The sequence below is a fragment of the Brevundimonas sp. genome, from assembly GCF_013912005.1.
GTDB lineage: Bacteria > Pseudomonadota > Alphaproteobacteria > Caulobacterales > Caulobacteraceae > Brevundimonas.
Genome location: NZ_JACESB010000001.1, coordinates 325,079 through 351,204 on the forward strand (window position 1 = coordinate 325,079; position 26,126 = coordinate 351,204).

Consider the following 26,126-nt stretch of genomic DNA (forward strand, 5'->3'; position numbering starts at 1 on the left):
GATGCCGGGCCCCGACACCAGCATCAATCTGCGGGCGGCCACGGTGTTGACCGCGGACGAGAACCAGTCGGGTCTCGACATCCTCGGCCAGATCCTGATGGGATTCGGCGTCCAGCGGGTGATCCGGGCCCAGACCCCTGACGAGTTCCGCCGCCATGTCGAGACGCACCACATCGACCTCGTCATCCTCGACTCCAATCTCGGCGGCGGCATGGGCTACGAGCTGGTCCACTGGCTGCGCCGCCTTCCGGCCGAACCCAAACGCTTCACGCCCGCGATCGTGCTCGCCGGCTACACGCCGCTGTCCCAGGTCGAACAGGCGCGGGACTGCGGCGCCAGCTTCATGGTGGCGAAGCCGATCAGCGCCAACGTCCTGCTGGACCGGATCGTCTGGATCGGGCGAAGCGCGCGCCCGTTCGTCGAGGCGCCGGCCTATGTCGGCCCTGACCGGCGGTTCAAGAACGAGGGCGTCCCCTTCGGGGCCGCGGGTCGGCGGAGCGGAGATCTGTCCGGGGACCTGGGCGAGGCGGTCCAGCCCAACCTGTCGCAGTCGGAGATCGACGACCTCATGACGCCCAAGAGGATGATCCTGTGAGCGCCGTCGTCATCCGCCCCGTCTTCACCTCCCTGCAGAAGATGATCGACAGTCCGGGCGGCCGCCGGGCGGCCGACGTGCTGCAGGCGGCGGCCGCGAATCTCGCCGGGCTCGAGGATCGCCTCGCCGGCGAACTGGACGGGGTCCTCGAGGGCCTCAGGAGCCTGATCGACGGCCCGGGCCGCGGACGGCCGGATCCCGCGGCGTTCGCCGAGATCCGCCGGCTTGTAGAGCATGCGCTCAGCCTCTGCGGGCCGCTGGGCGAGACCGACCTGGCCGCCGCGATCCAGATGCTCGGCGTGCAGGCGGACACCCTGTCGGAGACCGACTGGTGGCCCGAGCGCGCGCTGGGGCCGGCCCTGGACCTCGTCTGCCTCCGCAGGGCGGGGGCGCTGCCGGAGGGGGCGTTCGGCCGGCTGATGGAGCAGCTCCAGCTCTGCCAGAAGCGCTATCGCGAGCAAGCCTCGCGCCGCGCGCGGAGCGAGGCGACACCGGACGCTGTCGCCGGCGCGGAGGCCGGCCTGCGGCGAGACGGACGATGATCCGGCCGTCGACCGGCCAATCGGCCGTTCTCCAGCATCCGCGGCGGCCCTCCGGACGTAGCCGTTGCAGTCCGCCGCCTTGGCTTCACAGTACGCACATCCGGGGGCGTTGAATGGCAAAGGTCTGGTCCGGAATAACCGGTGAGCAGATTCGGGCCGGCCGCGCGCTTGTCCGCATCGAGCAGGCGGAACTCGCCCGCCGCAGCGGCGTGAGCCTGGAAACGGTGAAGCGGCTCGAGCGGGTCCACGGCGGCGTCGGCGCCCATTCGCGGACGCTCGACGCGATTCTCGGCGCGTTCGCAGAGCTCGGCGTGATGTTCGACAACTGCGAGGAGGGCGAGGGCGTCTGCCGGATGGACGCCCGGGCGACGTCCGGCGGCGGGGGGGCTCCGCCGGACGCGGCCGCCGGCCTCCGCACGGCCGCTCGCGCCGCGCTGCACCAGGTGGTGTTCCACAGCCGGGCCGCCGCGGGCGTCGACCTGCAGGCGTTGATCCGCGACCTCGCAGGCGCCGCCTCGCGGCAGGTTGCGGCCGGGGTGACAGGCGTCGTCTTCGTCTACGACGGGCGGATCGTCCAGGCCCTCGAGGGGCCGAGGAGCGTCGTTTTCGAGCGTCTCGGCGAGGTCGCCGCAAGCCTGAAGCACGAGGACCTGCTGGTCGTCCGAAGCCGTCCGATGGTTCGCCGCAGTTTTCTGGACCTGAGAGTCTGCTGCGGGCTCTTCGAGACCGACGAGGCGGCCTTCGTCTCGCAACCGAACCTGCGGCGGGGGCTCCGACCGGAAGAGGTCTCGACCGCAGGCCTGTTCGATCTGCTGACGGCCGTCTACGGCCTGGCGGCACAGCCGCCGCGCACCGCCGGGGCGGGGGCGAGCCCCTGTCCGCTCGCCGGCGAATGCCTCGACCAGCGTTGCGCGATTCGCGCCTCGGCGGTTCCGGCCTGATGCTGCGACGTCCTGCCGCGAAGGGCGCTGATACGCCCCTGCAAGCGTCACCTCTGCCGCGTCAGGGGCGCCTGCCGGCGGCGGGGGCGACATGGCCGCACCCGCGGCGGTTCGCCTGCCGGGAGAGCTCAGGTTCACGATCCTCGATCCACCGGCTAGCCGGGCGCGAAGTGACCAGGTCGGAGGATGCGAATCTTGGAGTCTGAAGGCAATGCCGCCGCCGGAAAGCGGCCGGGCGCCAGCCCGGGACGGCGACACAGGACCTTCGGACTGAAGCGCGCGTCCACGACGCGCGCCGGCGTGATCGACCGCGCCGAGGACATCCTGGCCAGCATTCTGAACCTCACCGCGGAGGGGGTCATCGTCGCAGACGGGGACCTGAGGATTCTCGTCTTCAGCAGCGGGGCCGAGGCGATCTTCGGGTATGCGGCGAACGAGGTGTTGGGGCGGTCCGTCGAAATCCTGATACCGCAGGAGTTCCGCCGACAGCATCGGGATCACGTCGACGAGTTCAAGTCGCGGAAGCAGACGTCCTCGAGGATGCGCGGGCGGATGCAGACCATGGGGCTGACCCGGTCGGGCGAGCTGAAGCCGGTGGAGGTGGATCTGTCCCGGCTGCAGGCCGCGCAGGGAGAGATCATCACGGCCATCGTGCGGGACGTGACGGAGCGGGTCGAGACCGAACGCCTGCTGTCGGCCGCCGCGGAAGCGGCGAACACCGCCAATCACGCCAAGAGCGCCTTCCTGGCGGCCATGAGCCACGAGATCCGGACGCCGCTGAACGGCATCCTCGGAATGGCGCAGGCGATGGCGCAGGACGAACTGCCGACGCGACAGCGCGAACGCCTCGCCGTCCTCAGGGATTCCGGCGCGAGCCTGCTGCAGATTCTCAACGACCTCCTCGACCTGTCCAAGATCGAGTCGGGCAAGCTGACGCTGGAAGAGGCGGAATTCGACATCGAGGAGCTTCTGCGGAGCGCCTGCGCCGCCTTCGCGTCCCTCGCCGCCCAGAAGGGCCTCGCCTATGAGCTGAAGGTCTCGGAGGGCGCGCGCGGCCGATATCGCGGCGATCCCCTGCGCCTGCGCCAGATCCTGCACAACCTCATCTCGAACGCGATCAAGTTCACCGAGCAGGGGCGCGTCGAGGTCGCCGTGAGCCGGCGTGGCGGTCGTCTGGTGATGGTGGTGCGCGACACCGGGATCGGCATACCCAGGGATCGCGTCAGCCGGATCTTCGACCGGTTCGAACAGGCGGACGTCTCCACCACGCGCCGGTTCGGGGGAACGGGGCTGGGCCTGGCCATTTGTCACGAGCTTGTCCGCCTGATGGGCGGAACGATCCAGGTCCGCAGCGAGCCGGGGCGGGGGACGGTCTTCCGGGTCGAGGCGCCGACGCCGCGCGTCAGCAGCGCCGCTTCGTCCGACGGGAAGAGCGCCGACGCCGCGCCCGGGACGCGGGCGCTTCGCATCCTCGTCGCGGAGGACAATCCCACGAACCAGATCGTCATCCGGAGCCTGCTGGAAGCCGCCGGGCTCGATTGCGTGGTCGCGCCGGACGGCGCGGCGGCGCTGGAGGCGTGGCAGGCGGGCGAGTGGGATGTGATCCTGATGGACGTCCAGATGCCGGTCATGGACGGTCCGACGGCGACGGCGGCCATCCGGGCGATAGAGACCGAGGAAGGCGGCGGGCGGATTCCCATCCTGGGCGTCACCGCCAATGCGATGGCCCATCAGATCGAGGAGTACATCGCCGCTGGCATGGATGGCGTGATCGCCAAGCCCATCCAGCTCACGGAGCTTCTCACCGCGATCGGGGAGCTGGTCGAGTGAGCGTCCAGTCGTCCGAACTGATCGATCCCGCCCGCCGCGCCTGCGAGGAGGAAATCTTTCGCCTCCTGACGTGGAGCGCCCGGAGGTGGCGAACCCGCGTGAACGAGGCGCTGGCCGACGTCGGCCAGACCGATGCGCGGCACGCAACCCTGCAGGTGCTTCGCCAGGCGTCAGGCGGATTGATCCAGTTCGACCTGGCGCGACGCCTGAACGTCAGCGGCCCGACGCTGGTGGGCATCCTCGACGCGCTCGAACGGCAGGGGCTGATTGCCCGGGGCGCCCTGATGGGCGACCGCCGCGCAAACCTGATCCGGCTCGAAGACAAGGGGGCCGCCCTGCTGGATGATCTGGATCGGCGGGTGCAGGACGTCAGGGCCGACCTGCTGTCCGGTCAACCGCTGGCCCGACTGCAGGCCACGGCCGAGGTGTTGCGCGACATCTCCGGCGGTCTCCGTCCGGTGGAGCGGGAACGCCGCCGGCCCGCGGCCGGCCCCGGGAAGCGGACCCGGGCCGGGTCGTAGGGGGCCGGTTCCCTCGCGGGCTCAGTCGTCGGCGAAGGACCGGGGCTCGCGAGGAATCCCGCTGCGGCGGGCGCGCAGGAAGTCCGCGCACCGGTCGGCGACCTCAAGCAGGGCGCGGCGCCTCTCGGGATTCTGCTCGGGAATGGCGCGGGTGATCATCCGGGCGACTCTCCGGCGGCACTCTTCAGGGGTGAAATCGATCAGCGTCATGCTCGTGGAAGTCGCGGCGTGGCGCCGGGTTCCCGGCGCGGCCCGGGCTTCGACCCGTCGTCGGCGGAGACCGAAAGAAAGCTGGACCAGGCGGCCGCCAGCGCCTCCCGGTCGTGCGCGTTCTCGAACATGGCCTGTCCCTGGGCGTGAGCGTCGCGCGCCTTGGCGCGGAGCGCCTCGAGACGCGCCGGGTCCCGCTCGACGCGAGCGACCTCGGTCAGAAGCCCGACCAGGTGCAGCAGCACCGACGGGGAGCCGCCGGCGTGCTCGCGGATCATGTCGAACATGGCGTCGGTGATGTCTTCATAGGCGAGGGGCCGCAGTCTGAGCCGGACGACCCCGTCGCACTCCCGCACCCCGTCATCGATGTGGCGGTCCGCAAGCCAGGCCAGGAGCGCGCCGAGCCGGTCCAGCACGGCGATGGCCGTGCGCGGGTCGTTGACGCCGGGGGAGAGCGCGCGAACCGCGACCTCCACCAGCTGCTCGATCGGGAAGATCAGGTCCGCCGGCGAGCCGGCCTGCCGGCTGAGGGCGATCCGGCTCCACAGCGCCTCCTCGGCCCTGTCCGGCGCCCGGGAGACGAGGGCGAGGGGCGCGCCCTGCAGGACGAACTCGCCGGGCCGCTTGAGCAGGGTCACCACGCAGTCGTGCTCGTCGGCCCAGTCCACAAGCGCGGCGCCGTCGACCTGCTGCAGATAGCCGGATCCCCGCACGCGCACCGTATCGGCGACGTTCCAGTCGACAGGGTCGTCTTGCGGGCGTGGCGGCGTTTCGGACGTCACCCGGCGCAGCTGGCGGACGACGTCATCGTGCACGAGGTCGATCACCGTGCCGACGTTGATGCGGCTCGCGACGTGATGGACGAAGTAGATCATCAGGGCGATGCAGCCGCCGGCCAGCGCCAGGCCCACCGTCACGCCGAGGGTCGGCACGAAGGCCTCCTCCTCGCCGCCCCGCACCGAGCGGAGAACGACGAGGGCGTAGCCGAAGGTGCCCAGGAGCACCCCGAGGGTCGTCTGGTTGCCCCGGTCGCGCATGAAGTTGCCGAGCAACCGCGGCCCCATCTGGCTGGAGGCGAGCGTGAGGGCGGCGATGGTGATGGAAAAGAGCGTGCCCGCCACGGCGATGGTGGAGGAGGCGATGGCTCCGAGCAGGGTGCGCGCGCCGGTGTCGCCGCCGCCGTAGACCCAGGAGTCCGGCAGCCAGGAGGGGAGGAGGTCCAGGGCCTGGACCCGGACCACGAGCAGCCCCAGACCCGCCAGGGCGACCGCGATCAGCCCGGGAACCAGCCAGAAGGCGTTCGCCACCTGCACGAAGAACCGCAGCAGCCGCGCCTTCATGGGTTCAACCGGGGCATCACGGATCCTCGTCTGGCCCGCGCCGTGGTCCGGAAGGGCGCCCGCGCGGCTCGCGCGTAAGCAGCGAAGTACAGCGGTCAAGGTTCCGCGAACGTCCGCCCGCCGCCCCGGCGGGCGGGCGGGCGGACGGCGCGGCAGGCGCGACGGCCGCAGGGGCCGCCGCCGCTTACGGCGTCAGAACGAGACCGAGAGGCGAATCCCGACGTTGTGCGTCTCCAGCTTCCGCCCGTACTGGCCGGAATAGCCGAGACGCGCGCTGACGCCGCCGCCGAGGCCGGAGCCTTCGCCGAGCAGCTCCACGCCCGCCTCCGTCTCCCAGACGGTCCGGTCCAGCGGCTGGCTGGTGAGGAACGGATCGGCGAGCGTGCCGGCGCCCTCGAAGCGGGTGAGAACGCCGGGATTCTCCCCGTCCACGACATGGCTGGCGCCCACCGACAGGTAGGGCCGGACCACGCCGCGCGACGCCGCGAACTCGCCGCCGACCTCGAAGCGCGGCCGGATGCGGACGGTGGTTTCGCCATTCTGGTCGAAGACCAGGTTCAGCGGACCGACGCCCGTCTCGGAGAAGCCGGACTGCTCGTAGTGGGCCACGGAGACTTCCATCACCGGGCGCAGGTAGAGGCTGGAGCTTCCGACTGTTCCCGAAAGGCGCGCGGCGGCCTGCTGGAAGTCGAACTCCTGGCGCCCGGCGGCGAAGGCCGGGCCGGCGGGGGTGACGACGCCGCGCTGGACGTCCAGCTTCGCCTCTCCGGCGGTGACGGTCAGACCGGCGTCGACCGGGCCGAAATCACCGCGGACCAGCAGGCCGAGCTGGCGGCGCTCGCCGTCCGAGATGGCGCGGCCTTCCAGTTCGCCACGCACGTCCTCCAGCGAGAAGGCCGCGCCGACGGTGATCGGGGACGAGCCGACACGCATCTCGGCGCCGCCCTGCAGGCCGCGGGATTCCTCGCCGAAGCCCCAGGTGTCGAAGGTCTCGTCGAAGTCCACCTCGGCCGCGGCGCCGCGGACCCAGACGCAGCGGTCGCCGGTCGGGCTCCAGCGGCCCGAGGCCTGCGGACAGCCGAACATGCCGTCGCTGAAGCGCCCCGCCGCGTAGGTCGCGGCCACGGCGTTGTCGGCGTAGGCCTCCGGCATGAAGCTGTCGTAGACGCCGCCGAGTAGGGCGTTGTCGGGGATCCAGAACAGCATCTCGATGACGTCGTTCAGCGGATCCGCCCCGCCGGCCGCCTGCACCCGGTTGATGTAGTCCCCGACGCTGTTGCGGTTGTCGTTGAAGTTGGCGTCGGCGGGCGAGAAGTCGATCGTGTAGTTGAGCAGCAGGGCGTCCGCCGTCGCCTCGAGCCCGAACCGCGCCACCGCCGACGTCGGAGCGTCCAGCACCGCGCCGGCGTCGGTCAGACCGCCGGGGGCGGAGACGAGGACGGCGGTGAAATCGCCCGGCTTGACCTCGGTGACGTTGTTCGGCCGCAGGTCGAACAGGCCGGCGACGGTGGCGGACCCGTTCAGGGTCAGCCGGTCCGTCTCCTGGGTCACGCCCGAGAGCGCGAAGTCGAGATCGAGGTCGAAGGTCGCGCCCGCCGTCTGCAGGAAGTCGCCGTCCACCTCGGTGACCTGCACGTTGCGGACGTCGCCCGGGGCGATCAGGCCGTGGTTGGTCAGCAATCCGCCGCCCAGGTCGATGTAGTCGAGGCTGACCAGCGCGGCGTCGAGAGCGTTGACGAAGGCGTTGGTCTCCGCCGCCAGGGGGCGGACGGCGAAGGGGGTGATCCCGGCGCGGCCGTCGAGGTCGATGTTGCCGACCACCAGACCATTGTTGATGATGGTGTCGTCGCCGGTCGTGCCCTCGATGGCGAGACCGGACTCCGCCGAGGCCGAGCCGTTGATGACGACGGTGTTGGTCGCGCCGCCGTCGATGAAGACGCCGCGGCCGTAGACCGAACCGCCGCGGAAATGGCCGTTCAGCACGGCGTCGATGTCGCCGACTCCGTCCTTCGCCGCGCTCTGGAACACCGCCGCGACGCCGTTCTTGCCGGTGGCGAAGACGTCGCCCGTGTGGTTGACGGTGACGTTTCCGGCCACGCCGTCGTTGCCGAACGAGCCGATGAAGCCGAGGCCGATGCCGGAGCCGTACAGGCCGCCGCCGCCGCCGACCGACTGGGCGAAGATGCCCATGCCGCCGACGGCGTTGATGACGATGTTTCCGGTGGAGTTGACGACCACGTCGCCGCCGTCTCCGCCCGCTCCGGCGAAGGGATTGATGCCGAGGCTGAGCGAGAAGTCGCCGATGCCCAGCGACACGTCGCCGGCCACGCCGCCGCCGCCGCCGACGGACTGGGCGAAGATGCCGTAGGCCCCGAAGCCTTCGGTGACGATGTCGCCGGTGTGGGTGACGGTCACGTCGCCGCCGTCGCCGCCGGAGCCGCCGACGCCGGAGAAGACCACCTGGCCCAGCTGGCCGATGGCGCCTTCGCCGCCGGTGCCGCCGCCGCCGCCGACGGACTGGGCGAAGATGCCGTGGGCCAGAACGCCGGAGGTGTGGATCGAGCCGGTGTTCAGCACCGTCACGTCGCCGCCGTCGCCGGCCGAGCCGCCCATGCCGCCGACGCCGATGCCGAAGGCGGGCTGCTGCAGCGACTGGGCGAACTCGACCGCCGCCTCGATGTCGCCCTTGACCCCGAGCAGGTCGGAGAAGTCCTCGCGGTAGGTGTAGGGATCGCCGTTCTCGTCCTCGCCTTCCGAATAGTCGGTGGCGCCGCCGTTGCCGCCGCCGCCGCCGATCGACTGGGCGAAGATCCCGCGCGCCAGGAAGCCTTCGGTGACGATGACGCCGGAGTTCTCGACCGTGACGTCGCCGCCGTTCCCGGCCACGCCGCCCTGGCCGCCGACGCTGATCTCGCCCGCCAGGCCGGAGCCGCCGTTGCCGCCGCCGCCGCCGATCGACTGGGCGAAGACGCCGTGCGAACGCACCCCCTGGGTGTAGATCAGGCCGGCGTTCAGCACCGCGACGTCGCCGCCGTCGCCGCCGCCCGCGCCCTGGCCGCCGATGGCGATGGAGCCGCCCTTGGCGTCGCCCTTGTTCACCTGGTCGAGGAAGAAGCCGATCTCGCCGCCGGTCTCGGTGACCAGGCCGCCGTTGCCGCCGCCGCCGCCGATCGACTGGGCGAAGACGCCGACCGAGTCCGCCTCGGCGGTGTAGATCTGGCCGCGGTTGTCGACGTCGACGTCCCCCCCGTCGCCGGCCGCCCCGCCCGAGCCGCCGACCGTGACGCTGACCTGCTGGGCCTTCTTGGTGCCCTTGGCCTTGGGGGAGAACACCAGGGCGTAGCCGCCCGCGTCGCCGCCATTGCCGCCGCCGCCGCCGACCGACTGGGCGAAGACGCCGTTCGAGCCGCTGGACAGGGCCGCCAGCATGCCGGTGTTGACCACCGAGACGTCGCCGCCGTCGCCGCCGGCCGCGCCCTGGCCGCCCATGGTGATGGCGTAGGCGCCGTTCTGGCCGGCGCCGAAGGCCGCCGCGGTCGAGGTGGAGACTCCCCCGTCGCCGCCGCCGCCGCCGACCGACTGGGCGTAGATCACGTTCGACTGCTCGCCGCGGGTGATCATCTGGCCCGAGTTGACGACCGAGACGTCGCCGCCGTCGTTCCCCGCGCCGCCGGCGCCGCCGACGTTCAGGGTGATGTTCTTCGAGTTCGAGCCGAAGCTGTAGGTTCCCGAGCCCGCGCCCGTGTAGTCGGTGAAGCCGTTCTCGTCGAAGCCGGCGAGGCCGCCGGCGCCGCCGCCGCCGCCGATCGACTGGGCGAAGACGCCGTGCGAGGCCTCGCCGTTGGTGTCGATCAGGCCGCTGTTGGCGACGGTGACGTCGCCGCCGACCGCGCCCAGACCGCCGATGCCGCCCATGGCCAGTTCGAGGTTGACCGAGTTGGAGCCGGACAGGGTGACGCCGCCGGCCGAGCCGCCCGTGCCGCCGCCGCCGCCGATCGATTGGGCGAAGACCCCGATGGAGCCGTCCCCTTCGGTGACGATCAGGCCGCTGGTGTCCACCGCGACGTCGCCGCCTCGCGTGCCCGGGCCGCCGAAGCCGCCGATCCGGCCGCCGATGTTCTTGGAGCCGCTGCCGCCGAAGTCGGCGCCGAAGACAAAGCCCCCGTTGCCGCCGCCGCCGCCGACCGACTGGGCGAAGACCGCGTGGGCCACGTCGCCCATGGTGCCGATGTCGGCGCGGTTCTCGACCGTGACCAGGCCGCCGGCTCCGCCGACGCCCCCGGCCCCGCCGACGCTGAAGCTGAGGTTCAGCGACTTGTTGGGCGACAGACCGCCCGAGAAGGCTCCGGCCCATCCGCCGTCGCCGCCGCCGCCGCCCACCGACTGGGCGTAGAGGCCGTGCGAGCCGGTTCCCTCGGTCAGGACCACGCCGTCGGCGAAGACGTCGACCACGCCGCCGTCGCCGCCCACGCCGCCGAAGCCGCCGACCGCGGCGCTGATCGCCACCGTGTCCTTGCCGCCGGAAATGGCGCCCGAGACCGAGAAGCCGCCGGAGCCGCCGCCGCCGCCGACCGACTGGGCGAAGACCCCATGGGCGGTCTCGCCCGTGGTGTGGACTCCGGTGGTGACGTCGACCTCGACCCGCCGGCCGTCGCCGCCGTCGCCGCCGAAGCCGCCGAGCGACAGCGAGGCCGAGGCGTTGGTCCCGGGCGAGAAGGCGCCGGCCAGCGAGCCGGACCAGCCGCCGGCGCCGCCGCCGCCGCCGATCGACTGGGCCTGGACGCCGTGCGCCCGGTCGCCGGCGGTGTCGATCAGGTCGGTCGCGGTCACGCGGACCTCGCCGCCGTCGCCGCCGCCGCCGGCGAAGCCGCCGATGGACAGGGAGCCGGCGCCGCCGTCCTTGCCCGCCGCCACGGCGCCCGAGACGGAGAAGCCGCCCGAGCCGCCGCCGCCGCCGATCGACTGGGCCAGGATGCCGACGGCGTCGTCGCCGAGCGTGCCGATGGAGCCGTTGGCCAGCACGGTGACGAGGTCGGACGCCCCGCCGTCGTCGCCGAAGCCGCCGATGGAGACGCTGGCCCCGCCGGCGCTCTGGCCGGCCGCGACGTTGATCGATCCGGACCAGCCGCCGTTGCCGCCGCCGCCGCCGATCGACTGGGCCGTGATGCCGCGCGCCCGGTCGCCGCGGGTGCGGATGTCGCCGTCGGCCCTGACCTCGACGGTCGAGGCGTCGCCGCCCCCGTCGCCGAAGCCGCCCACCGAGACGCTGGCGCCGCCGGCGTTCTGGCCGGCCGCGACGCTGCCGCTGACCGAGAAGCCGCCGTTGCCGCCGCCGCCGCCCAGCGACTGGGCGAGAATGCCGTTGGCGTCCGCGCCCTCGGTGAAGATGTTCCCCGAGGCCGCGACCTTGACGCTGTCGCCCTGGCCGCCGCCGTCGCCGAAGCCGCCGACGCCCACCGCGGCCGAGCCGGCCGTCTGGCCGGCGCCGACCGCCAGCACGCCGGACCAGCCGCCGTTGCCGCCGCCGCCGCCGATGGACTGGGCCGTGATCCCGTTGGCGCGGTCGCCCTTCGTCGCGATCTGGCCGGCGGTTTCGACGACGACCTTGCCGCCGTCGCCGCCCGTGTCGCCGAAGCCGCCGATGGACAGGGCGCCCGAGCCGGCGTTCTGACCGGCGCCGACGCCGGCCGCGAGGGAGAAGCCGCCCGAGCCGCCGCCGCCGCCGATCGACTGGGCGAAGACGCCCGAGCTGTCGTCGCCCTCGGTGAAGATGTCGCCGTCGGCCTCGACGGTGACCAGGCCCGAGGCGCCGCCGGCGCCGCCGAAGCCGCCGACGCTGACCGCGGCCGAGCCGGCCGTCTGCCCGCCGGCCACCGCCAGCGAGCCGGACCAGCCGCCGTTGCCGCCGCCGCCGCCGATCGACTGGGCGGTGATCCCGTTGGAGCGGTCGCCGCGCGTCGAAATCTGGCCCGCCGTGCGGACCGTGACCGCCATGGCGTCGCCGCCGGCGTCGCTCTGGCCGCCGATGTTGACCGAGGCCGAGCCCGCGGTCTGGCCGCCGGCCGCGGCGAGGCCCACGCTGAAGCCGCCGAGGCCGCCGCCGCCGCCGATCGACTGGGCGAGGATCCCCGCGGCGTCCGCGCCCTCGGTCCAGATGTCGCCGTTCGCCTCGACCAGGACGACGTCGCCGTCGCCCCCGCCCGCGCCGCCGCCGCCCAAGGTGACGTCGATCGCGCCCGCCGTCTGGCCGCCGGAGGCCGCCACCCCGCCTGACCAGCCGCCGGCGCCGCCGCCGCCGCCGATCGACTGGGCGAGGATGCCGGCCGAGCGATCGCCGGCCGTGAAGATGTCGCCGGAGGCCTTGACCGTCACCAGCGCCGACTCGCCGCCGGTCCCGCCGCCCCCGCCGACCGAGACGGCGGCCGAGCCGGCCGCCACGCCGGCGCCCACGGCCGCCGTGGCCGAGAAGCCGCCGGTCCCGCCGCCGCCGCCGATGGACTGGGCGAGAATGCCGTAACTGTCGACGCCGCGCGTCGAGATGTCGCCGGCCGCGTTGACGGTGACCAGGTCTCCGTCGCCGCCCGCCGCCCCGGAGCCGCCGACGCCGACGCTGATCGCCCCGCCGACCTTGCCGGCCCCGACCGCGAAGCTGCTGGACCAGCCGCCCGCGCCGCCGCCGCCGCCGATGGACTGGGCGTAGATGCCGGAGGACCGGTCTCCGAGGGTCGAGATGTCGCCATCGGCGGTGACCGAGACCTCGTCGCCGTCGCCGCCGCCGGCGCCCTTGCCGCCGATCGCCACCGAGCCGGCGATGCCGACCGGACCGCCGGCGATCGAGGCCGCCACGGCGAAGCCGCCGGCCCCGCCGCCGCCGCCGACCGACTGGGCGAAGATGCCGTGGCTGTCGACGCCCAGGGTGGCGATGTCCGCGTCGCCGGTGACGGTGACGAATCCGCCGTTCCCGCCGCCGCCGCCGTTGCCGCCGATGCCGAAGGAGAGGTTGCCGAAGGCGCCGGCGGAGCCGCCGGCGCCGTACCCGCCGCGGCCGCCGCCGCCGCCCACGGACTGGGCGAAGATGCCCGTGGCGTAATCGCCTTCGGTGACGATCAGACCGCCGTGGTTGACCACCACGTCGCCGCCTTCGCCGCCGGCGCCGCCCGCGCCGCCCACGGAGATGTTGAGGAAGGCGCCGACGCTGGTGGCGCTGCCGCCCGCGCCGCCGCCGCCGCCGACCGCCTGGGCGAAGACGCCGCCGGCGCCGTCGCCGGTGGTGTGCACCCGGCCGGTCGTGGTCACCGTGACGAGGCTGCTGTCGCCGCCGGCCCCGCCGGCCCCGCCGACAGCGGCCAGGCCGCCGCCAAAGCCGCCGGCGCCGCCGCCGCCGCCGATCGACTGGGCGAACAGGCCGAAGGCGTCCTGACCGGCGGTGAAGACGTCGCCGCTGTTGGTCAGGGTCACGGCTCCGCCGGCGCCCGCGGCGCCCCCGCCGCCGCCGACGCCGATCAGGCCGGCCCCGCCGCCCGCGAAGCCGCCGCCGCCGCCGATCGACTGGCCGATCATGCCGAAGGCCCGGTCGCCTGTCGTCTCGATGCGGCCGCTGTTGGCGAGGCTGACGGCCTGGGCCGCGCCGGACGCGCCTCCGCCGCCGCCGACGGCGATGAGGCCGCCGGCCGAGGCGCCGCTGCCGCCGCCGCCGCCGATCGACTGGCCGAACATGCCGTGGGAGTCGGCGCCCGTGGTCAGGATGTCGCCGCTGCTGGACAGGTTGACGAGGCCGCCCGAACCGGCGGCGCCGCCCGTCCCCCCGGCCGCGCCGAGGCCGCCCGCGCCGGCCGCGGAGCCGCCGCCGCCGCCGATCGACTGGCCGAAGATGGCGTGGGCGCGCTGGCCGGTGGTGGTCAGGTCGCCGGCGCTGGAGATGATCACGGTGCTGGCGCCGCCCGCGGCCCCGCCGCTGCCGCCGACGCCGACCGCGCCGCCGGCCCCGCCGCCGGTGCCGCCGCCGCCGCCGATCGACTGGGCGATCAGGGCGTGGGCGTCGTCGCCGGTGGTGCTGACGTCGGCGGTCGCGCCGGTCAGGATGGTGACCGCGCTGCCGACGCCCCCGACGTTGCCGGAGCCGCCGATCGCAATCAGGCCGCCGGCGCCGGAACCGTCGCCGCCGCCGCCGCCGATGGACTGCACCAGCACCCCGTACGCACGCGCCCCCGAGGTGTGCACGGCGCCGTCGATCTCGGCGCGCGCCACGCCGCCGTCGACCCCCGAGCCGCCGGCCCCGCCGACCGCCCCGATGGCGCCCGCGCCGGCGGCGTTCCCGCCGCCGCCGCCGATCGACTGGACCAGCACGCCGATCGAGTCGGCGCCGTGGGTGCGGACCGAACCGCCCGCCGCCACCCGTCCGACCGCGCTGCCGCCCACGCCGCCCGAACCGCCGGAGCCGCCGGAAGCGTAGAAGGCGCCGCCGGAGGAGCCCGCCGATCCGCCCGAACCGCCGATCGACTGCACCAGCAGGCCGTAGGAGATGTCGCCGAATGTCTCGACCGAGCCGGAGACGACCCCTTCGGCCGAGCCGCCGGCGCCGCCTGCGACGGCGCCGGGCGCCAGGCCGGCGAACAGGCCGCCCGAGACGCCGCCCGTTCCCGCCACGCCGCCGATGCTGCGAACGGTGATCCCGTGCGACAGGAAGCCGTTGGTGACCACGCTGCCGGCGTTGTCGAAGTAGACCGAGCCGCCGCGGCCGCCGCCGCCGGCGCCGCCGCCCTTGCCCACGCCCACGGCGGCGACGCCTTCGCCGCCGTCCCCGCCGCGGCCGCCGACGCTGGCGATGTAGACGCCGCCCCCGCCGCCCACGCTGAGGGCGCCGTCGTTCCGGTAGGTGATCGATCCGCCGGCGCCGCCGTCGCCGCCGTCGCCGCCCTCGCCGTAGCCGATGCCGGAAATGCCGAAGCCGCCTTCACCGCCCCGCCCGCCGGTGGAGGTGATGCGCAGCGCCGGGCCGCCGGGGAGGGTGATGTTGCCGGCGTTGACGCCGTTGATCGCCGTCGGCGTGTGCCCGTTCCCGGCGTCGCCGCCGAAGGCGGTCGCCAGGGGCAGGAAGATGTCCGTGCCGTCCGAGCCCTTGGGGGCGACCGGATCCTGCGCCACCTGCGCCAGGGCCGTCTCCGGCGCCAGCAGTCCGAAGGCGCACACAGCGGCGCCTCCCAGCAGGCCGGCGCGCAGGGTGGCGGGGCGCCGGGCCTCGACGCTCAGGCGGGGCCTGGCCGCAGGCGGGGCCGGAATCGCAAGGTCCCACGAGGCGTCGATGATGGTCACTGCCGGTCTCCCCAATCGCCCGCAGACAGAGGTCCGCAGCCTCGCAAGAGGTGCGTCGGTTCAGCGGGAGGGGCAAGCGCGCTCTCGCCGTGAGCGAGCCACGCCGGGGGGCGACCTCACGCGGGAAGGGAGTTCTTCGTCGCGGAGCCCTCCGCCTGCGCCGGAAGGGGCGCGGGGAAGGCGATGGTCGCTGTGAAGCCCTGCGGCGTCCCGCGCGTCGTCAGCGAGCCTGCGTCCCCGTACGTCGCCGCCAGACGCTCGCGGATGTTGCGGAGGCCCGTTCCGGTTCCGGCGGCGAGCGAAGGCCGCCCCGGGCCGTCGTCGCTCACCGACAGGGTCATCTGCCCCCCGGCGCACCGCGCGCGAACCACGATCGCCACCTGGCGATCCGTGGATGCGACGGCGTGCTTCACGGCGTTCTCCACAAGCGGTTGCAGCAGGAAAGGGGTGATCCGCACCTCGCGAAGGTCTTCGGGGATGTCGGTCTCGACGACGAGGCGGTCTCCGAAACGCACGCGCTCCACATCAAGGTAGGCTTCGAGCGCCTCGAGTTCATCGGCGATCGCGACCGGCGCGCCCTGATCCGCCAGAAGCGAGGCGCGAAGGAAGGCGGCCAGGTTCATCGCCGTCGCATCCGCCTCCTTCAGGCGTCCTGTGACGATCAGCGCTGACAGGGAGTTGAGGGCGTTGAAGATGAAGTGGGGGTGCAACTGCAGTCTGAGCGCTGTGAGCTCGGCCCGCTGGGCCGCGCCCTCGGCCTCGATCAGGCGTCGCTGGGACAGAAGCAGGCTTGCGGCCATCGCATAGCAGCCGAAGATCCAGAAATAGATCATCAGGCTGATCCGCAGGCCGACCTCCACGGCGCCCCCCGGGGTCTCGACGACAAACGCGGCGCCCAGCCCCGGCGGCATCAGGCGGCCCAGGACCCAGCCGGAGATGTGCACGTCCAGCAAGGCCTGAAGCGCGGCGAGGAGTACGACGGCCAGGCCGGCGATCAGCCACCGTGCGACACCGCGAAGTCCTTCGGTCCGGAGCAGGATCTCGTGCAGGGGCCAGGTGAGAAGCAGCCCGTGGGCCGTCCAGATCAGCGGAAACAGCAGCAGCAGAGGATCGGTGTTCAGGGACAGGGTGAACAGCAGGTGGCCCACCAGGGCCAGGCCCCACAGCATCAGGGCCAGGACGATCGAACTCCAGCGGGGGTCGTGGAGCAGGTTCGGGACACCCGCGGCGGGGCGGGAACGCAGGGGGGGCATCGAGCGGACTCGCCAGACGGACGACCTTGTCCGGAGGGGGCCGAGATTTCCTTATGCGACCGATGAACTCAACAGACCGGGGCCGGCCGTCGGCCCGTTTGGTCGCACCGGCGGCGGCTTTGGCAGCGGGGGAGCCGTTCCATCGCATCCGCGGCCTTCCCCATCTCACCCCGCGTGGCGGACGTCCGGCCGGCCGGTAGTCTTCGTCTCCTTCGCAAGGCCCGGTCACGGACCCGCCGCCGCCCGGGCGGCGGCGCCAGGAGGAGGCAGCAGATGTGGGACGGTCTGGACCAGACGCACACCGCTCCGGCGGACGGCGGGACGGTCCACCCGCAAGTCGCCCCTGACGGGCGAAGCCGGCCAGTGGCGCTGTTCGTGGGGCCGCAGGACGGGGCCTGCCGCGCCGAGGCTGTCGCCCGCGACGGCGGACTCGTGGTCGTCCGCGTCGGTGACGCCGCCTCGGCGGAGGCGGCTCTCAGCCAGCAGTCCGTGAACCTGGTCGTGCTTGTGGGCGGCCCCGACGGCCGCATCGACTTCAGCGCCTGCCATCGGCTGTCCGCCCTGCGCGCCGCGCCCGTCCTGGTGGTCGCTGCGGCCGAGCACGAGCTCGACAGGGTGCTGGCGCTCGAGCTGGGCGCAGACGGCTGCGTCGCGCAGGGCTGCTGGGATCGCGAACTGATCGCCCGCATGCGTGCGCTCACGCGCCGCGCGGCCCGGCCGACGCTCGCTTCCGCCGCCGCGACCCTGCGCTTCCGCGACTTTCGCCTCGACCTTTCGAAACGTGAACTGCGCCGCCTCGACGGCAGTCGCCTGCGCCTTTCGCGTTCGGAATTCGATCTGCTGGACCTGTTTGTCGGCGCTCCGTCTCGACTGCTGTCATCGGAGGAGATCGCAAAGGCTTTCGCGGCCGGGGAAACGCTCAATCCGCGCGCCGTGGCGGTGCGCGTCTACCGCCTCCGGCGCCGGCTGCGGGACGGGTCGGGGCCGGATCTCATCCGGACGGTCCACGGCATGGGCTACGTCTTCGAGGCCGCGGTCAGGCCGGAATGACGCCCTGATTTGCGACGAACCGGATCGGGCGCGCGACGAAACGGATCGCATCCTGCCCCGCCCGACATAGAAGGGATCTTTCCCTGGCGAGAGGCCTCGGCATGCGAACACCGAACGTCTTCCGCGAACCGGAAGCCCGTCAGGCGCTGATCATCGCCGCCGGGATCTGGGCCGCTTCCGTGCCGGTGTTCATGGCTCCGACCTTCGCCGCGCCGAAGCCTGCTCCGGCCTGGGCCTGGCTGGCCATGGGCCTGGTCGCCCTGACCGGAATCCTGCTGACGCCCGTTCTCCTCGGGGTGGTGGAGGCCGTCGACCGCCGCGCCCGTCGGCCCCTCCGGCTGGCCATGATCGTTCTGGCCGTCGTCATCGTGGCCCTTGTCCATTCGGTGATCGACGCAGCGATCCAGGACGCCTTCATGTCCTGGTTCGATCCGGGCTCGCGGAGGACGATGTTCATCGACAAGGACGGGCGGATGACTCCGGCTCCGCTCCAGTACTATGTGCTGCTGAACTTCATCATCCTGCTGTGGGTGCACACGGGGGTGACCGTTCTGGGGGTGCTGAACCGCGTCAACATGAGGACGCGCCGCCAGGAGGTCGCGACGGCCAGGGCGGCGGCGGCGGCCAACGACGCCCGCCTCGCGACCCTGCGCCTGCAACTCAGCCCGCACTTCATGTTCAACACGCTGAACGCAATCTCGAGTCTGATCCTGATCGGCCGCAGTGCGGATGCGGAACGCATGCTGGCCCGCCTGTCCGACTTCCTGCGCGCCTCCCTCGGACCGGAGGAGGCGGAGTTCGCGCCGCTCGGATCCGAGCTTTCAGCCGTCAGCGCCTACCTGGACATCGAGAGCCTGCGGTACGACGGCCAGCTGACCGTCGAGGTGACCGATGACAGAAGCCTGCAAGGGGCCCTCGTGCCGACGTTCCTGCTTCAGCCGCTGGCCGAACAGGCGGTCGCCCATGCAGTGAGCCCGCCGCGCCGCGAGGTCACGGTCCGGGTGCGGGTGTCGAAGATCGTCGACGGTCTGAGCATCGAGGTGCGGAGCCTCTCGGCGGGAGACGCGGGATCGTCGGACCCGCCCCTGCTGCATCTCGCGGCGGTGCGAGCCCGCCTGCGCGCCGTCTACGGGGATCGGGCGGCAATCGACGGGGCCTCGGACGCCGGAGGTTTCGCCGTGACCGCCCGTCTGCCGCTGGGAACTCCCGCAGGGGGCGCTTCATGACGCCGCTCCGCGTGTTGCTCGTCGACGACGAGCCGCTGGCGTTGGCGCGGCTCGAGGTCGGATTTCGCGAGATCGCCGACACCGTGATCGTGGGAGTGGCCCGGAACGGCGACGAGGCGATCTCCCGCATCGAGTCGCTTCGGCCCGACGTCGTGATCCTCGACGTGAAAATGCCGCTGCGGGATGGGCTGGAGGTCGCTCGCAGCCTGGGCGAGAGCGATGCGCCTGAAGTCGTGTTCGTCACGGCTTTCGAGCAGTTCGCTCCCGACGCCTTCGAGATCGAGGCCGCGGACTATCTGTTGAAGCCGATCCGCTTCGAGCGGCTGCGCATTGCGGTGGAGCGCGCGCGCCGTCGACGGGCGGCGCGGGAGTCCGGAGCGCGGATCGAGGAACTGGAGAACGTCGTCGAGGCCCTGCGCGCCGACGCCCGGGGCAAGGTCGAGCCGGGCGCAGCGTACGAAAGCGAACTCTGGATCCCGACCTCGCACGGGGCGGTGCGGGTCGCCGCCAGCTCAATCATCTGGATCGAGGCGGCGCGGGACTACGTCATTCTGCACACCGCCGCGCGTAGCCTGATCCTCCGGGAGACCATGGCGCGGATGGAGGAAAGGCTGGACCCCGCGCTGGTCCTGCGTGTGCACCGATCCGCCTTCGTCAACCCCGCAGCGGTCACGGGCATCCAGCGGCTCGGCAAGGGGCAGTTCGCCGTGATCCTGTCTGACGGCCAGACGGTCACCGTGGGCCCCAACTATTCGCAGGCGGTTCTTGCAGTCCTGAGCGCCCGCGGGCGCCGCTGAAGCGCCTGCGGGCGAATCCCCCGGAAACCAAGGCCTCTCACGTTCGGTGGCGGCGCTGATCCGCAACCGGCGGCCGGCCCCTCGCCACGTCGCCTCCCCGGGCGGGACCGCCCCGTCGTCGTCAGGGTCGTCCCGGTCGCAGCGGGAGCGCGCTCGTCGCGTGCGCGGACGGATTCATCGAAACGCCCTTTCCGGAACCGCCGTCGCGGTCCCTCCTTGGGAGGCCGTCGCTCCGGACTTCCCCCTTGAGAGCGAAGGCTCGTCTCGTGAGGCGACACCAAACGAAGTCGTCGGGCGGCGGCGCAAGTCGCCGCCCGACGACGGCGGTGCAACGGCGGTTCGCTTGCCGGGGCGCCGCCGCGGCGGAGTTCAGACGTTGGAAGTCAGGCCTTTCAGGATCAAGGCGGTCATCACGATCGAGATCGACGCGGCGGACGCCTACGTCGTCGAAGCGCATCGGCGGGACCTCGACGCGGTGGTGGCGGAACTGGAGGCGCGGCACGGTTCCGCCCGGATGAGGATCATGGGACGGCGGCCCCGGTCGAGTCCGAGGGCGGGTCCGCCTCCGGTGCTTGGGCCGGAGTTCGAGATCGTGAAGGTTCGCTATGCCGGGTGACCGGAACGGACCCTCGACCAATGCGCTCGCGGCCATCGTGAACCTGCTCCACGAGACGTTCGGGGATTTCACCCTGACCGAGCTGTCGACCCTGGTTGCGGCTTGCCAGCACGAGGGTCTGTCCGTCTCCAGCCTGGCGCGGGTCTGTCGCTTCACGGAAGCGACGGCCTCGCGGACCATCCGGAAGCTGGCGCCGGCTGATCTCCCCGGGGCGTTGCCGCCTGCGCGGGGGTTGCTGACGCTCGCCCGCGCCGCGACCGACAGCCGGTCGCGTTATGTGTTCCTCACCCCACGCGGACGAGCCCTGTGCCGGACCTTCGACGAGATCATCGCTGACCGGCGGCGCCCGCCGTTGTCGGGAGCAGAGGCTCCGTCCCCCGTCGGAGCGGCGGGCGCCGCCGGGGGATCAGCCGGCGATCCGTCGGCTCCGGACCGTGGCGTTCCTGCGGCCGCCTGAGGGATTGTGGCAACTGTATAAGAGATTTGTTGCGTCATCCCGCGTGCGAACACTTGCAGACGTGTAATGGTAAATCCTGTTGCGGAAAGGATATAAAGCAAATTCAACGGACGGGTACGGTAATTATGTCAGTTGATTGACGGCGTAGCTTTGCGAAACCTTCCTTGCCGCGTCGTGCGGCGCGACCCGATACCGCCCGCTCAGGCGGTTCGCGAGGAGGAAGTAATGAGACATCGCAACAGCCGGGTTCGGCTGATCACGTCAACGATGCTGGCAGGAGTCATGGCGGCCGCGGGGCCGGTCGCGGTCACGCTGATGAGTCCCGCGGTGGCGACGGCGCAGGACTACACCAGCGGCATCCTGTCCGGCTATGTGCGCGACAGCGCCGGCGCTCCGATCGCAGGGGCCGAGGTGTCGGTGACGTCGGCCCAGGGCGCAACCCGGCAGACGGTGACCTCCGCCGACGGCTCCTTCCGCGTGCCCGCGCTCGCCGTGGGTTCCTATACGGTGCAGATCAGCTCCCGCGCAGGCAGCGCCTCTGATCAGGTTTCCGTGTCGCCGGGCGGCGCGACCTATGACTTCACCGTGGGATCCTCGACCGACACCGATCTCGGAGAGATCGTGGTGACCGCCCAGCGCATCCGCGACTTCAACGCCACAGACACGGGCATGAGCGTGGATGTCCAGGAGTTCGCAGAGCGGGTGCCGACCGGCCGGTCGATCAACTCGGTGACCCTGTTCGCGCCGGGCGCGAGTGCGCCGGACGCCTCGATCAATGCGGGCTCGCGCCGCAACCAGTCCCTGGTGTCGCTCTCCGGCACGTCCGCCGCCGAAAGCGTCTACTACATCAACGGCATGAACGTCACGGACCAGCGCTCCTTCCTGGGCTATGGCGAGTTGCCGTTCGACTTCATCCAGACGATCGACACCAAGACCGGCGGCTATCAGGCCGAATACGGCCGTGCGACCGGCGGCGTCGTCAACATCGTGACCCGCTCGGGCAGCAACGAATGGACAGGCGGCGTCAGCGCCTTCTTCAGCCCCGACAGCCTGCGCTCGAACCGCTACACGTCCTACTCCCAGGGCGGCAGCAACGTGGCGGGCATCGAGGAGTTCAACCAGTTCTCCTCGTCGGAGACCCAGGACTACACGATCCACGCCGGCGGGCCGCTGTGGCGCGACCACCTGTTCTTCTTCGGCGTCTACAACATGCGTGACGTCCAGCAGGAGGGGCCCCGCAGACGCAACCACTCCTACAACGCCGGAACGGGCGTGATCACGCCTGCCGCGACCCTGTCGCAAACGGTGACGTCCTATGATGATCCCCGCTGGGCGGTGAAGCTGGACGCGGTCATCAATCCGGACCACCGGATCGAGGCCACCTTCATCGACGACAAGACGGTGACGACCTCCCAGGTGCGCACCTTCTCGGCCGCCACGGGCGACCTGACCGCCACCGCGGACCCGGTCTTCTCGGAGGCCGGCGGCCTCACCTCCATCTACAAGTACACGGGCGTGTTCACGGACTGGTTCACCCTGTCCGCCCTGTATGGCAAGCAGGAGAACTCCTACGTCGACTCCGGCGCGCCGACGTCTCTCCCCGGCGTGTTCGACGACATGGCGCCCGGCGGTCCGCGCTATCTGACCGCCGGCCGCCCCGCCCTGTACAACCTGTCAGGCGGAGACGTCCGTGAGACCACCCGGGTCGACGCCGACTTCTACTTCAGCCTGCTGGGCGACCACCACGTCCGGGTCGGCTGGGACAAGGAAGAGCTCACCTCCGTCGCGAACAATGCGTACTCGGGCGGGGCCTTCTATAACGCCGCCGCGCCCGGCTCCTGCGCGCCGGGAGCGGGCGCGGCCGGGTGCATCGTCGTGCAGACGTTCGCCAACCGCGGCACGTTCACCGCAGAGCAGACCGCCCTCTACGTCCAGGATTCCTGGGACATCACGCCGGATCTGTCGATCCAGCTCGGCGTCCGGAACGACAAGTACGACTATCTGAACGGCGCGGGCCAAAGCTATGTGGCCATCGATGACCAGTGGGCGCCGCGCCTCGGCTTCAACTGGGATCCCAGCGGACGCGGCGTCGACCGGATCTACGGATCGATGGGCGACTACTACCTGCCGATCGCGACCAACACCTCCATCCGCGCCTCGTCCGGTGAGATCTACACCTACGAGTACTTCCAGGCGTCCCGTGACGCGGCCGGCAATCTGGTCATGAACGGCGACGCGCCGCAGCTGGGTCCGCGCTACGCGATCAGCTACCTGAGCCCGCCCGGCACGCCGGCCCGGGAACAGGTCGCCGAGCGCGACCTGAAGCCGATGTACGAGCGCGAGTTCATCCTCGGCTACGAACACCGCTTCGAGGACGGGATGTTCGCCGACTGGAGCGCGGGCGTCCGGTACATCAACCGCAACCTCGAGAGCGCGATCGAGGACACGCAGATCGGCGACGCCGTGGCCCGCTACTGCATCCGCAACGGTCTCACCACCTGCGTGGTGACGGACGGCCCCGACACCTACACGCCGGCCGATGGAACGGACTTCGCGAGCTACTTCAACTATGCGCTGATCAACCCGGGCGACGGCGCGTCGGTGCTGGTCGACCTGCAGGCCGACCCGCGAACCCTGCCGGACGGTTCGCCCAACCCGGCCTACAACCCGCAGATGATCAACTTCACTGCTGCGGACATGAACCTGCAGGAAGTCGATCGCAGCTACGAGGCGCTGGAGTTCACCTTCGAACGCCCGTTCGACGGCACCTGGGGGCTGCAGGGCTCGTACACCCTGGCCGAGTCGAAGGGGAACTATGAAGGCGCCGTGAAGTCGGACATCGGCCAGCTGGATACGTCCATCACCCAGGACTACGACCACGCGGCCAACCAGCTTGGCGGCTACGGCTATCTGCCGAACCACCACCGACACACCTTCAAGGCGTTCGGCTCCTGGGCGCCGACCGACCGTCTCGGGATCGGGGCCAACTTCACCGCCCAGTCCGGCCGCTACTACGGCTGTATCGGACGGGTGCCGCTGTCGGTGGATCCGTTTGCGCCGACCTCGGGGACGCCGTCGGGCTGGTACTGCCCGCTCGGCGCGGGCAACACGACCATCCCGACTCCGCGCGGCTCGCAGGGCAAGACCGACTGGGTTTACCAGCTGGACCTGAACTTCAACCTTGTCCTGCTCGACACGCCCGACCGCGGCCGACTGTCTGCGTCTCTCGACGTTTTCAACGTCTTCGACGGCGACACGGCCACGCGCGTGGTCGAACAGGGCCTGATCCGGACCGGCTCGAACCGCCCGGACGCCCGCGCGCCGTTCTACGGGATGGCCCGCAGCTACCAGGCGCCGCGCAGCGTGCGTTTCGGTCTGCGCTACACCTTCTGACGGCGTAGCAACGGGAGACGGGCCGGCGAGCGCAAGCTCGCCGGCCCGTTTTCGTGGGGCGGCGGCTGGACCGGGACGCAGGTTCCCCATCCAGCCGCGGCCGCCCTATGCCGCCTGGATGAACGCCAGCAGGTCGGCGTTGACGAGGTCCGGGTGGGTGGCGAACAGCCCGTGGGACAGGCCCGGATACGTCTTCAGCGTGCCGTTCGGCAGCAGCTTGATGGCCTGACGCGCGGACGCGTCGATCGGCACGACCTGATCGTCCTCGCCGTGCAGCAGGAGCACCGGCAGCGAAACGGCTTTCAGATCCTCGGTGAAGTCGGTCTCGGAAAAGGCGGTGATGCAGTCGTACTGGGCCTTTGCGCCGCCCGCCATGCCCTGGCGCCACCAGTTGCGGATCAGGCCTTCGCTGACCTCCGCTCCTTGGCGGTTGAAGCCGTAGAAGGGGCCCGAGGGCACATCGAGGAAGAACTGCGCGCGGTTCCGCCTGAGCGCCTCACGGAAGCCGTCGAACACCGCCATCGGCAGGCCGCCGGGGTAGGCCGCGGTGGCCAGCATGATCGGCGGCACGGCGCCGATCAGCACGGCCTTGGCGACGCGGCCGGGCCGGCTGCGGGCGACGTAGCGGATCGCCTCGCCCCCGCCGGTGGAGTGGCCGATATGGATGGCGTTCTTCAGGTCGAGCGCCTCGGCCAGTTCCGCCACGTCCGCGGCGTAGGTGTCCATGTCGTTGCCCGTGTCGGTCTGGTCCGATCGACCGTGGCCGCGGCGGTCGTGGGCGATGACGCGGAACCCCTTGTCCAGGAAGAACAGCATCTGGTTGTCCCAGTCGTCGGCGCTGAGCGGCCAGCCGTGGTGGAAGACGATGGGCTGGGCGTCCCGGGGGCCCCAGTCCTTGTAGAAGAGGCGGGTGTTGTCGGAGAGGGTGAGGTGGGTCATGGCGGAGTCCTTTGAGAGGGGGTGAGAGGCGAAGACGGCTTCGGTTGGTCTGAAGGGATCAGTTCGACCGCTCGCCGGCGCTGCGGGCGGCCTGGTCGATGACGTCGGCGACGGCGCGCGGCTGCGAGATCATCGGCACGTGGCTGGCGCGAATCTCGACCTTGACGGCGCCGATCTTGTCCGCCTGCTGACGCAGCATGGCCGGGGCGATGGCGGCGTCTTCGGTGGCGACGATGAACCAGCTCGGGCGCGTCCTCCAGGCGGCCTGGGTGACCGGCGTGGCGAAGGCCGACATGGCGATCGGCACCTGGGAGTCGCGCATGAAGGCGGCTTCCGCGTCGCTGACGTCGGCGGCGAAGCCTTCCTTGAAGCGCTCGGCGCTGATGAAGCCGAACCCGTCGGCCTGTTCTTCGATCACGAAGGTCGAGGGGATGCCGAAGCCCTCGTACTGGTCGCCGGCCGTCTCGCCCACATCGGCGGTCAGGGCGGAGACGTAGACCAGGCCCTTCACCTTTTCGTCGACGCCGGCCTCGGTGATCACCACGCCGCCCCACGAGTGGCCGACGAGGATGGTCCCGCCGTCCTGGCGGGCGAGGGCGCGCCGCGTGGCGGCCACGTCGTCCGCGAGGGAGGTGAGGGGGTTCTGGACGAGGGTGACCCGATAGCCGCGGGCGGTCAGGTCGTCATAGACGGCGCGCCAGCCCGAGCCGTCGGCGAAGGCGCCGTGAACGAGCACGACGTTACGGACCGTCTGGGTCGCCGGAATCGTCTGGACGGCCTGGGCCTGGGCGGCTCCGCCGATGCTGGCGGCGCCGACGGCGGCGAGGAGGATGCTGCGGAACTTGTTCATGGGGGTCTCCTTTGGAGCTGGGCTGGACGGTGATGGCGTACGGGTAAGAACGGAATGGCGATAACAGTTATCGCGCAACACATTGATGCGCGCGGGCGCGGACGCATGTCAAGCCAATAATTATCGCGACAGGTCTTTTCTCCTGCCTTGGGCGTCCGGAGCGCGCCGCCGGGGGGCGGGATCAGCCGCCGTGTGGATGGGCGGACGGAGAGCTGGCCGGGGGCGCGCTCCGGACGCCCAAGGCAGGAGAAAAG

16 protein-coding genes are annotated in these 26,126 nt (G+C 71.8%); 10 read left to right on the plus strand and 6 right to left on the minus strand.

Annotated elements, in window-relative coordinates:
• Nucleotide 1: 1 nt before the first annotated feature.
• The 5 genes from H2038_RS01740 to H2038_RS01760 all read left to right on the plus strand — a co-directional run bounded on the left by H2038_RS01740 (nt 2) and on the right by H2038_RS01760 (nt 4,429).
• A complete protein-coding gene (locus tag H2038_RS01740) occupies nt 2-595 on the plus strand; it encodes a PleD family two-component system response regulator (protein WP_292108728.1) in 594 nt (197 codons plus the stop codon).
• The gene (locus tag H2038_RS01745) at nt 592-1,137 is read left to right on the plus strand and encodes a hypothetical protein (protein ID WP_292108729.1); all 546 of its coding nucleotides are present in this window, start codon (nt 592-594) and stop codon (nt 1,135-1,137) included. The genes H2038_RS01740 and H2038_RS01745 overlap by 4 nt, the downstream gene beginning before the upstream one ends.
• Nucleotides 1,138-1,346: 209 nt before the next feature.
• Nucleotides 1,347-2,078 carry a BLUF domain-containing protein gene (locus H2038_RS01750; protein WP_292108730.1) on the plus strand — a complete coding sequence of 244 codons (732 nt, stop codon included), beginning with the start codon at nt 1,347-1,349 and terminating at the stop codon, nt 2,076-2,078.
• A gap of 300 nt (nt 2,079-2,378) precedes the next feature.
• Complete coding sequence (locus H2038_RS01755) at nt 2,379-3,908, plus strand: ATP-binding protein (RefSeq protein ID WP_292108731.1); 1,530 nt, start codon at nt 2,379-2,381, stop codon at nt 3,906-3,908.
• Entirely contained in the window at nt 3,905-4,429 is a 525-nt protein-coding gene (locus tag H2038_RS01760) for a MarR family transcriptional regulator (RefSeq protein ID WP_292108732.1), read from the plus strand. The genes H2038_RS01755 and H2038_RS01760 overlap by 4 nt, the downstream gene beginning before the upstream one ends.
• Nucleotides 4,430-4,450: 21 nt before the next feature.
• On the opposite strand, the gene H2038_RS01765 is transcribed toward H2038_RS01760, so the two are convergent.
• From H2038_RS01765 to H2038_RS01780, 4 genes are all read right to left on the minus strand, one after another.
• Nucleotides 4,451-4,588 carry a hypothetical protein gene (locus H2038_RS01765; protein ID WP_292108733.1) on the minus strand — a complete coding sequence of 46 codons (138 nt, stop codon included), beginning with the start codon at nt 4,586-4,588 and terminating at the stop codon, nt 4,451-4,453.
• A 47-nt stretch (nt 4,589-4,635) separates the two neighbouring features.
• Complete coding sequence (locus H2038_RS01770; RefSeq protein WP_292108734.1) at nt 4,636-5,979, minus strand: DUF2254 domain-containing protein; 1,344 nt, start codon at nt 5,977-5,979, stop codon at nt 4,636-4,638.
• Nucleotides 5,980-6,171: 192 nt separating this feature from the next.
• Nucleotides 6,172-15,291 carry an autotransporter outer membrane beta-barrel domain-containing protein gene (locus H2038_RS01775; protein ID WP_292108735.1) on the minus strand — a complete coding sequence of 3,040 codons (9,120 nt, stop codon included), beginning with the start codon at nt 15,289-15,291 and terminating at the stop codon, nt 6,172-6,174.
• Nucleotides 15,292-15,407: 116 nt separating this feature from the next.
• Nucleotides 15,408-16,544, minus strand: a complete 1,137-nt coding sequence (locus H2038_RS01780; protein ID WP_292108736.1) for a histidine kinase — start codon at nt 16,542-16,544, stop codon at nt 15,408-15,410.
• A 363-nt stretch (nt 16,545-16,907) separates the two neighbouring features.
• On the opposite strand from H2038_RS01780, the gene H2038_RS01785 reads away from it, so the two are divergent.
• The 5 genes from H2038_RS01785 (at nt 16,908) to H2038_RS01805 (ending at nt 24,083) form a co-directional block, all read left to right on the plus strand.
• Nucleotides 16,908-17,594, plus strand: a complete 687-nt coding sequence (locus H2038_RS01785; protein WP_292108737.1) for a winged helix-turn-helix domain-containing protein — start codon at nt 16,908-16,910, stop codon at nt 17,592-17,594.
• 101 nt (nt 17,595-17,695) lie between these two features.
• The gene (locus H2038_RS01790) at nt 17,696-18,820 is read left to right on the plus strand and encodes a histidine kinase (RefSeq protein WP_292108738.1); all 1,125 of its coding nucleotides are present in this window, start codon (nt 17,696-17,698) and stop codon (nt 18,818-18,820) included.
• Nucleotides 18,817-19,617 carry a LytTR family DNA-binding domain-containing protein gene (locus tag H2038_RS01795; RefSeq protein ID WP_292108739.1) on the plus strand — a complete coding sequence of 267 codons (801 nt, stop codon included), beginning with the start codon at nt 18,817-18,819 and terminating at the stop codon, nt 19,615-19,617. The genes H2038_RS01790 and H2038_RS01795 overlap by 4 nt, the downstream gene beginning before the upstream one ends.
• Nucleotides 19,618-19,993: 376 nt before the next feature.
• Complete coding sequence (locus tag H2038_RS01800; protein ID WP_292108740.1) at nt 19,994-20,233, plus strand: hypothetical protein; 240 nt, start codon at nt 19,994-19,996, stop codon at nt 20,231-20,233.
• A 739-nt stretch (nt 20,234-20,972) separates the two neighbouring features.
• Nucleotides 20,973-24,083, plus strand: coding sequence for a TonB-dependent receptor (locus H2038_RS01805; RefSeq protein WP_292108741.1), 3,111 nt, complete (start codon nt 20,973-20,975; stop codon nt 24,081-24,083).
• Between the two features lie 105 nt (nt 24,084-24,188).
• Here H2038_RS01805 and H2038_RS01810 read toward each other — a convergent pair whose 3' ends face one another.
• The gene (locus H2038_RS01810) at nt 24,189-25,022 is read right to left on the minus strand and encodes an alpha/beta hydrolase (protein WP_292108742.1); all 834 of its coding nucleotides are present in this window, start codon (nt 25,020-25,022) and stop codon (nt 24,189-24,191) included.
• Nucleotides 25,023-25,080: 58 nt separating this feature from the next.
• Nucleotides 25,081-25,872 (minus strand): alpha/beta hydrolase, encoded by a 792-nt coding sequence (locus H2038_RS01815; RefSeq protein ID WP_292108743.1) that lies wholly within the window; start codon nt 25,870-25,872, stop codon nt 25,081-25,083.
• Nucleotides 25,873-26,126 lie beyond the last annotated feature (254 nt).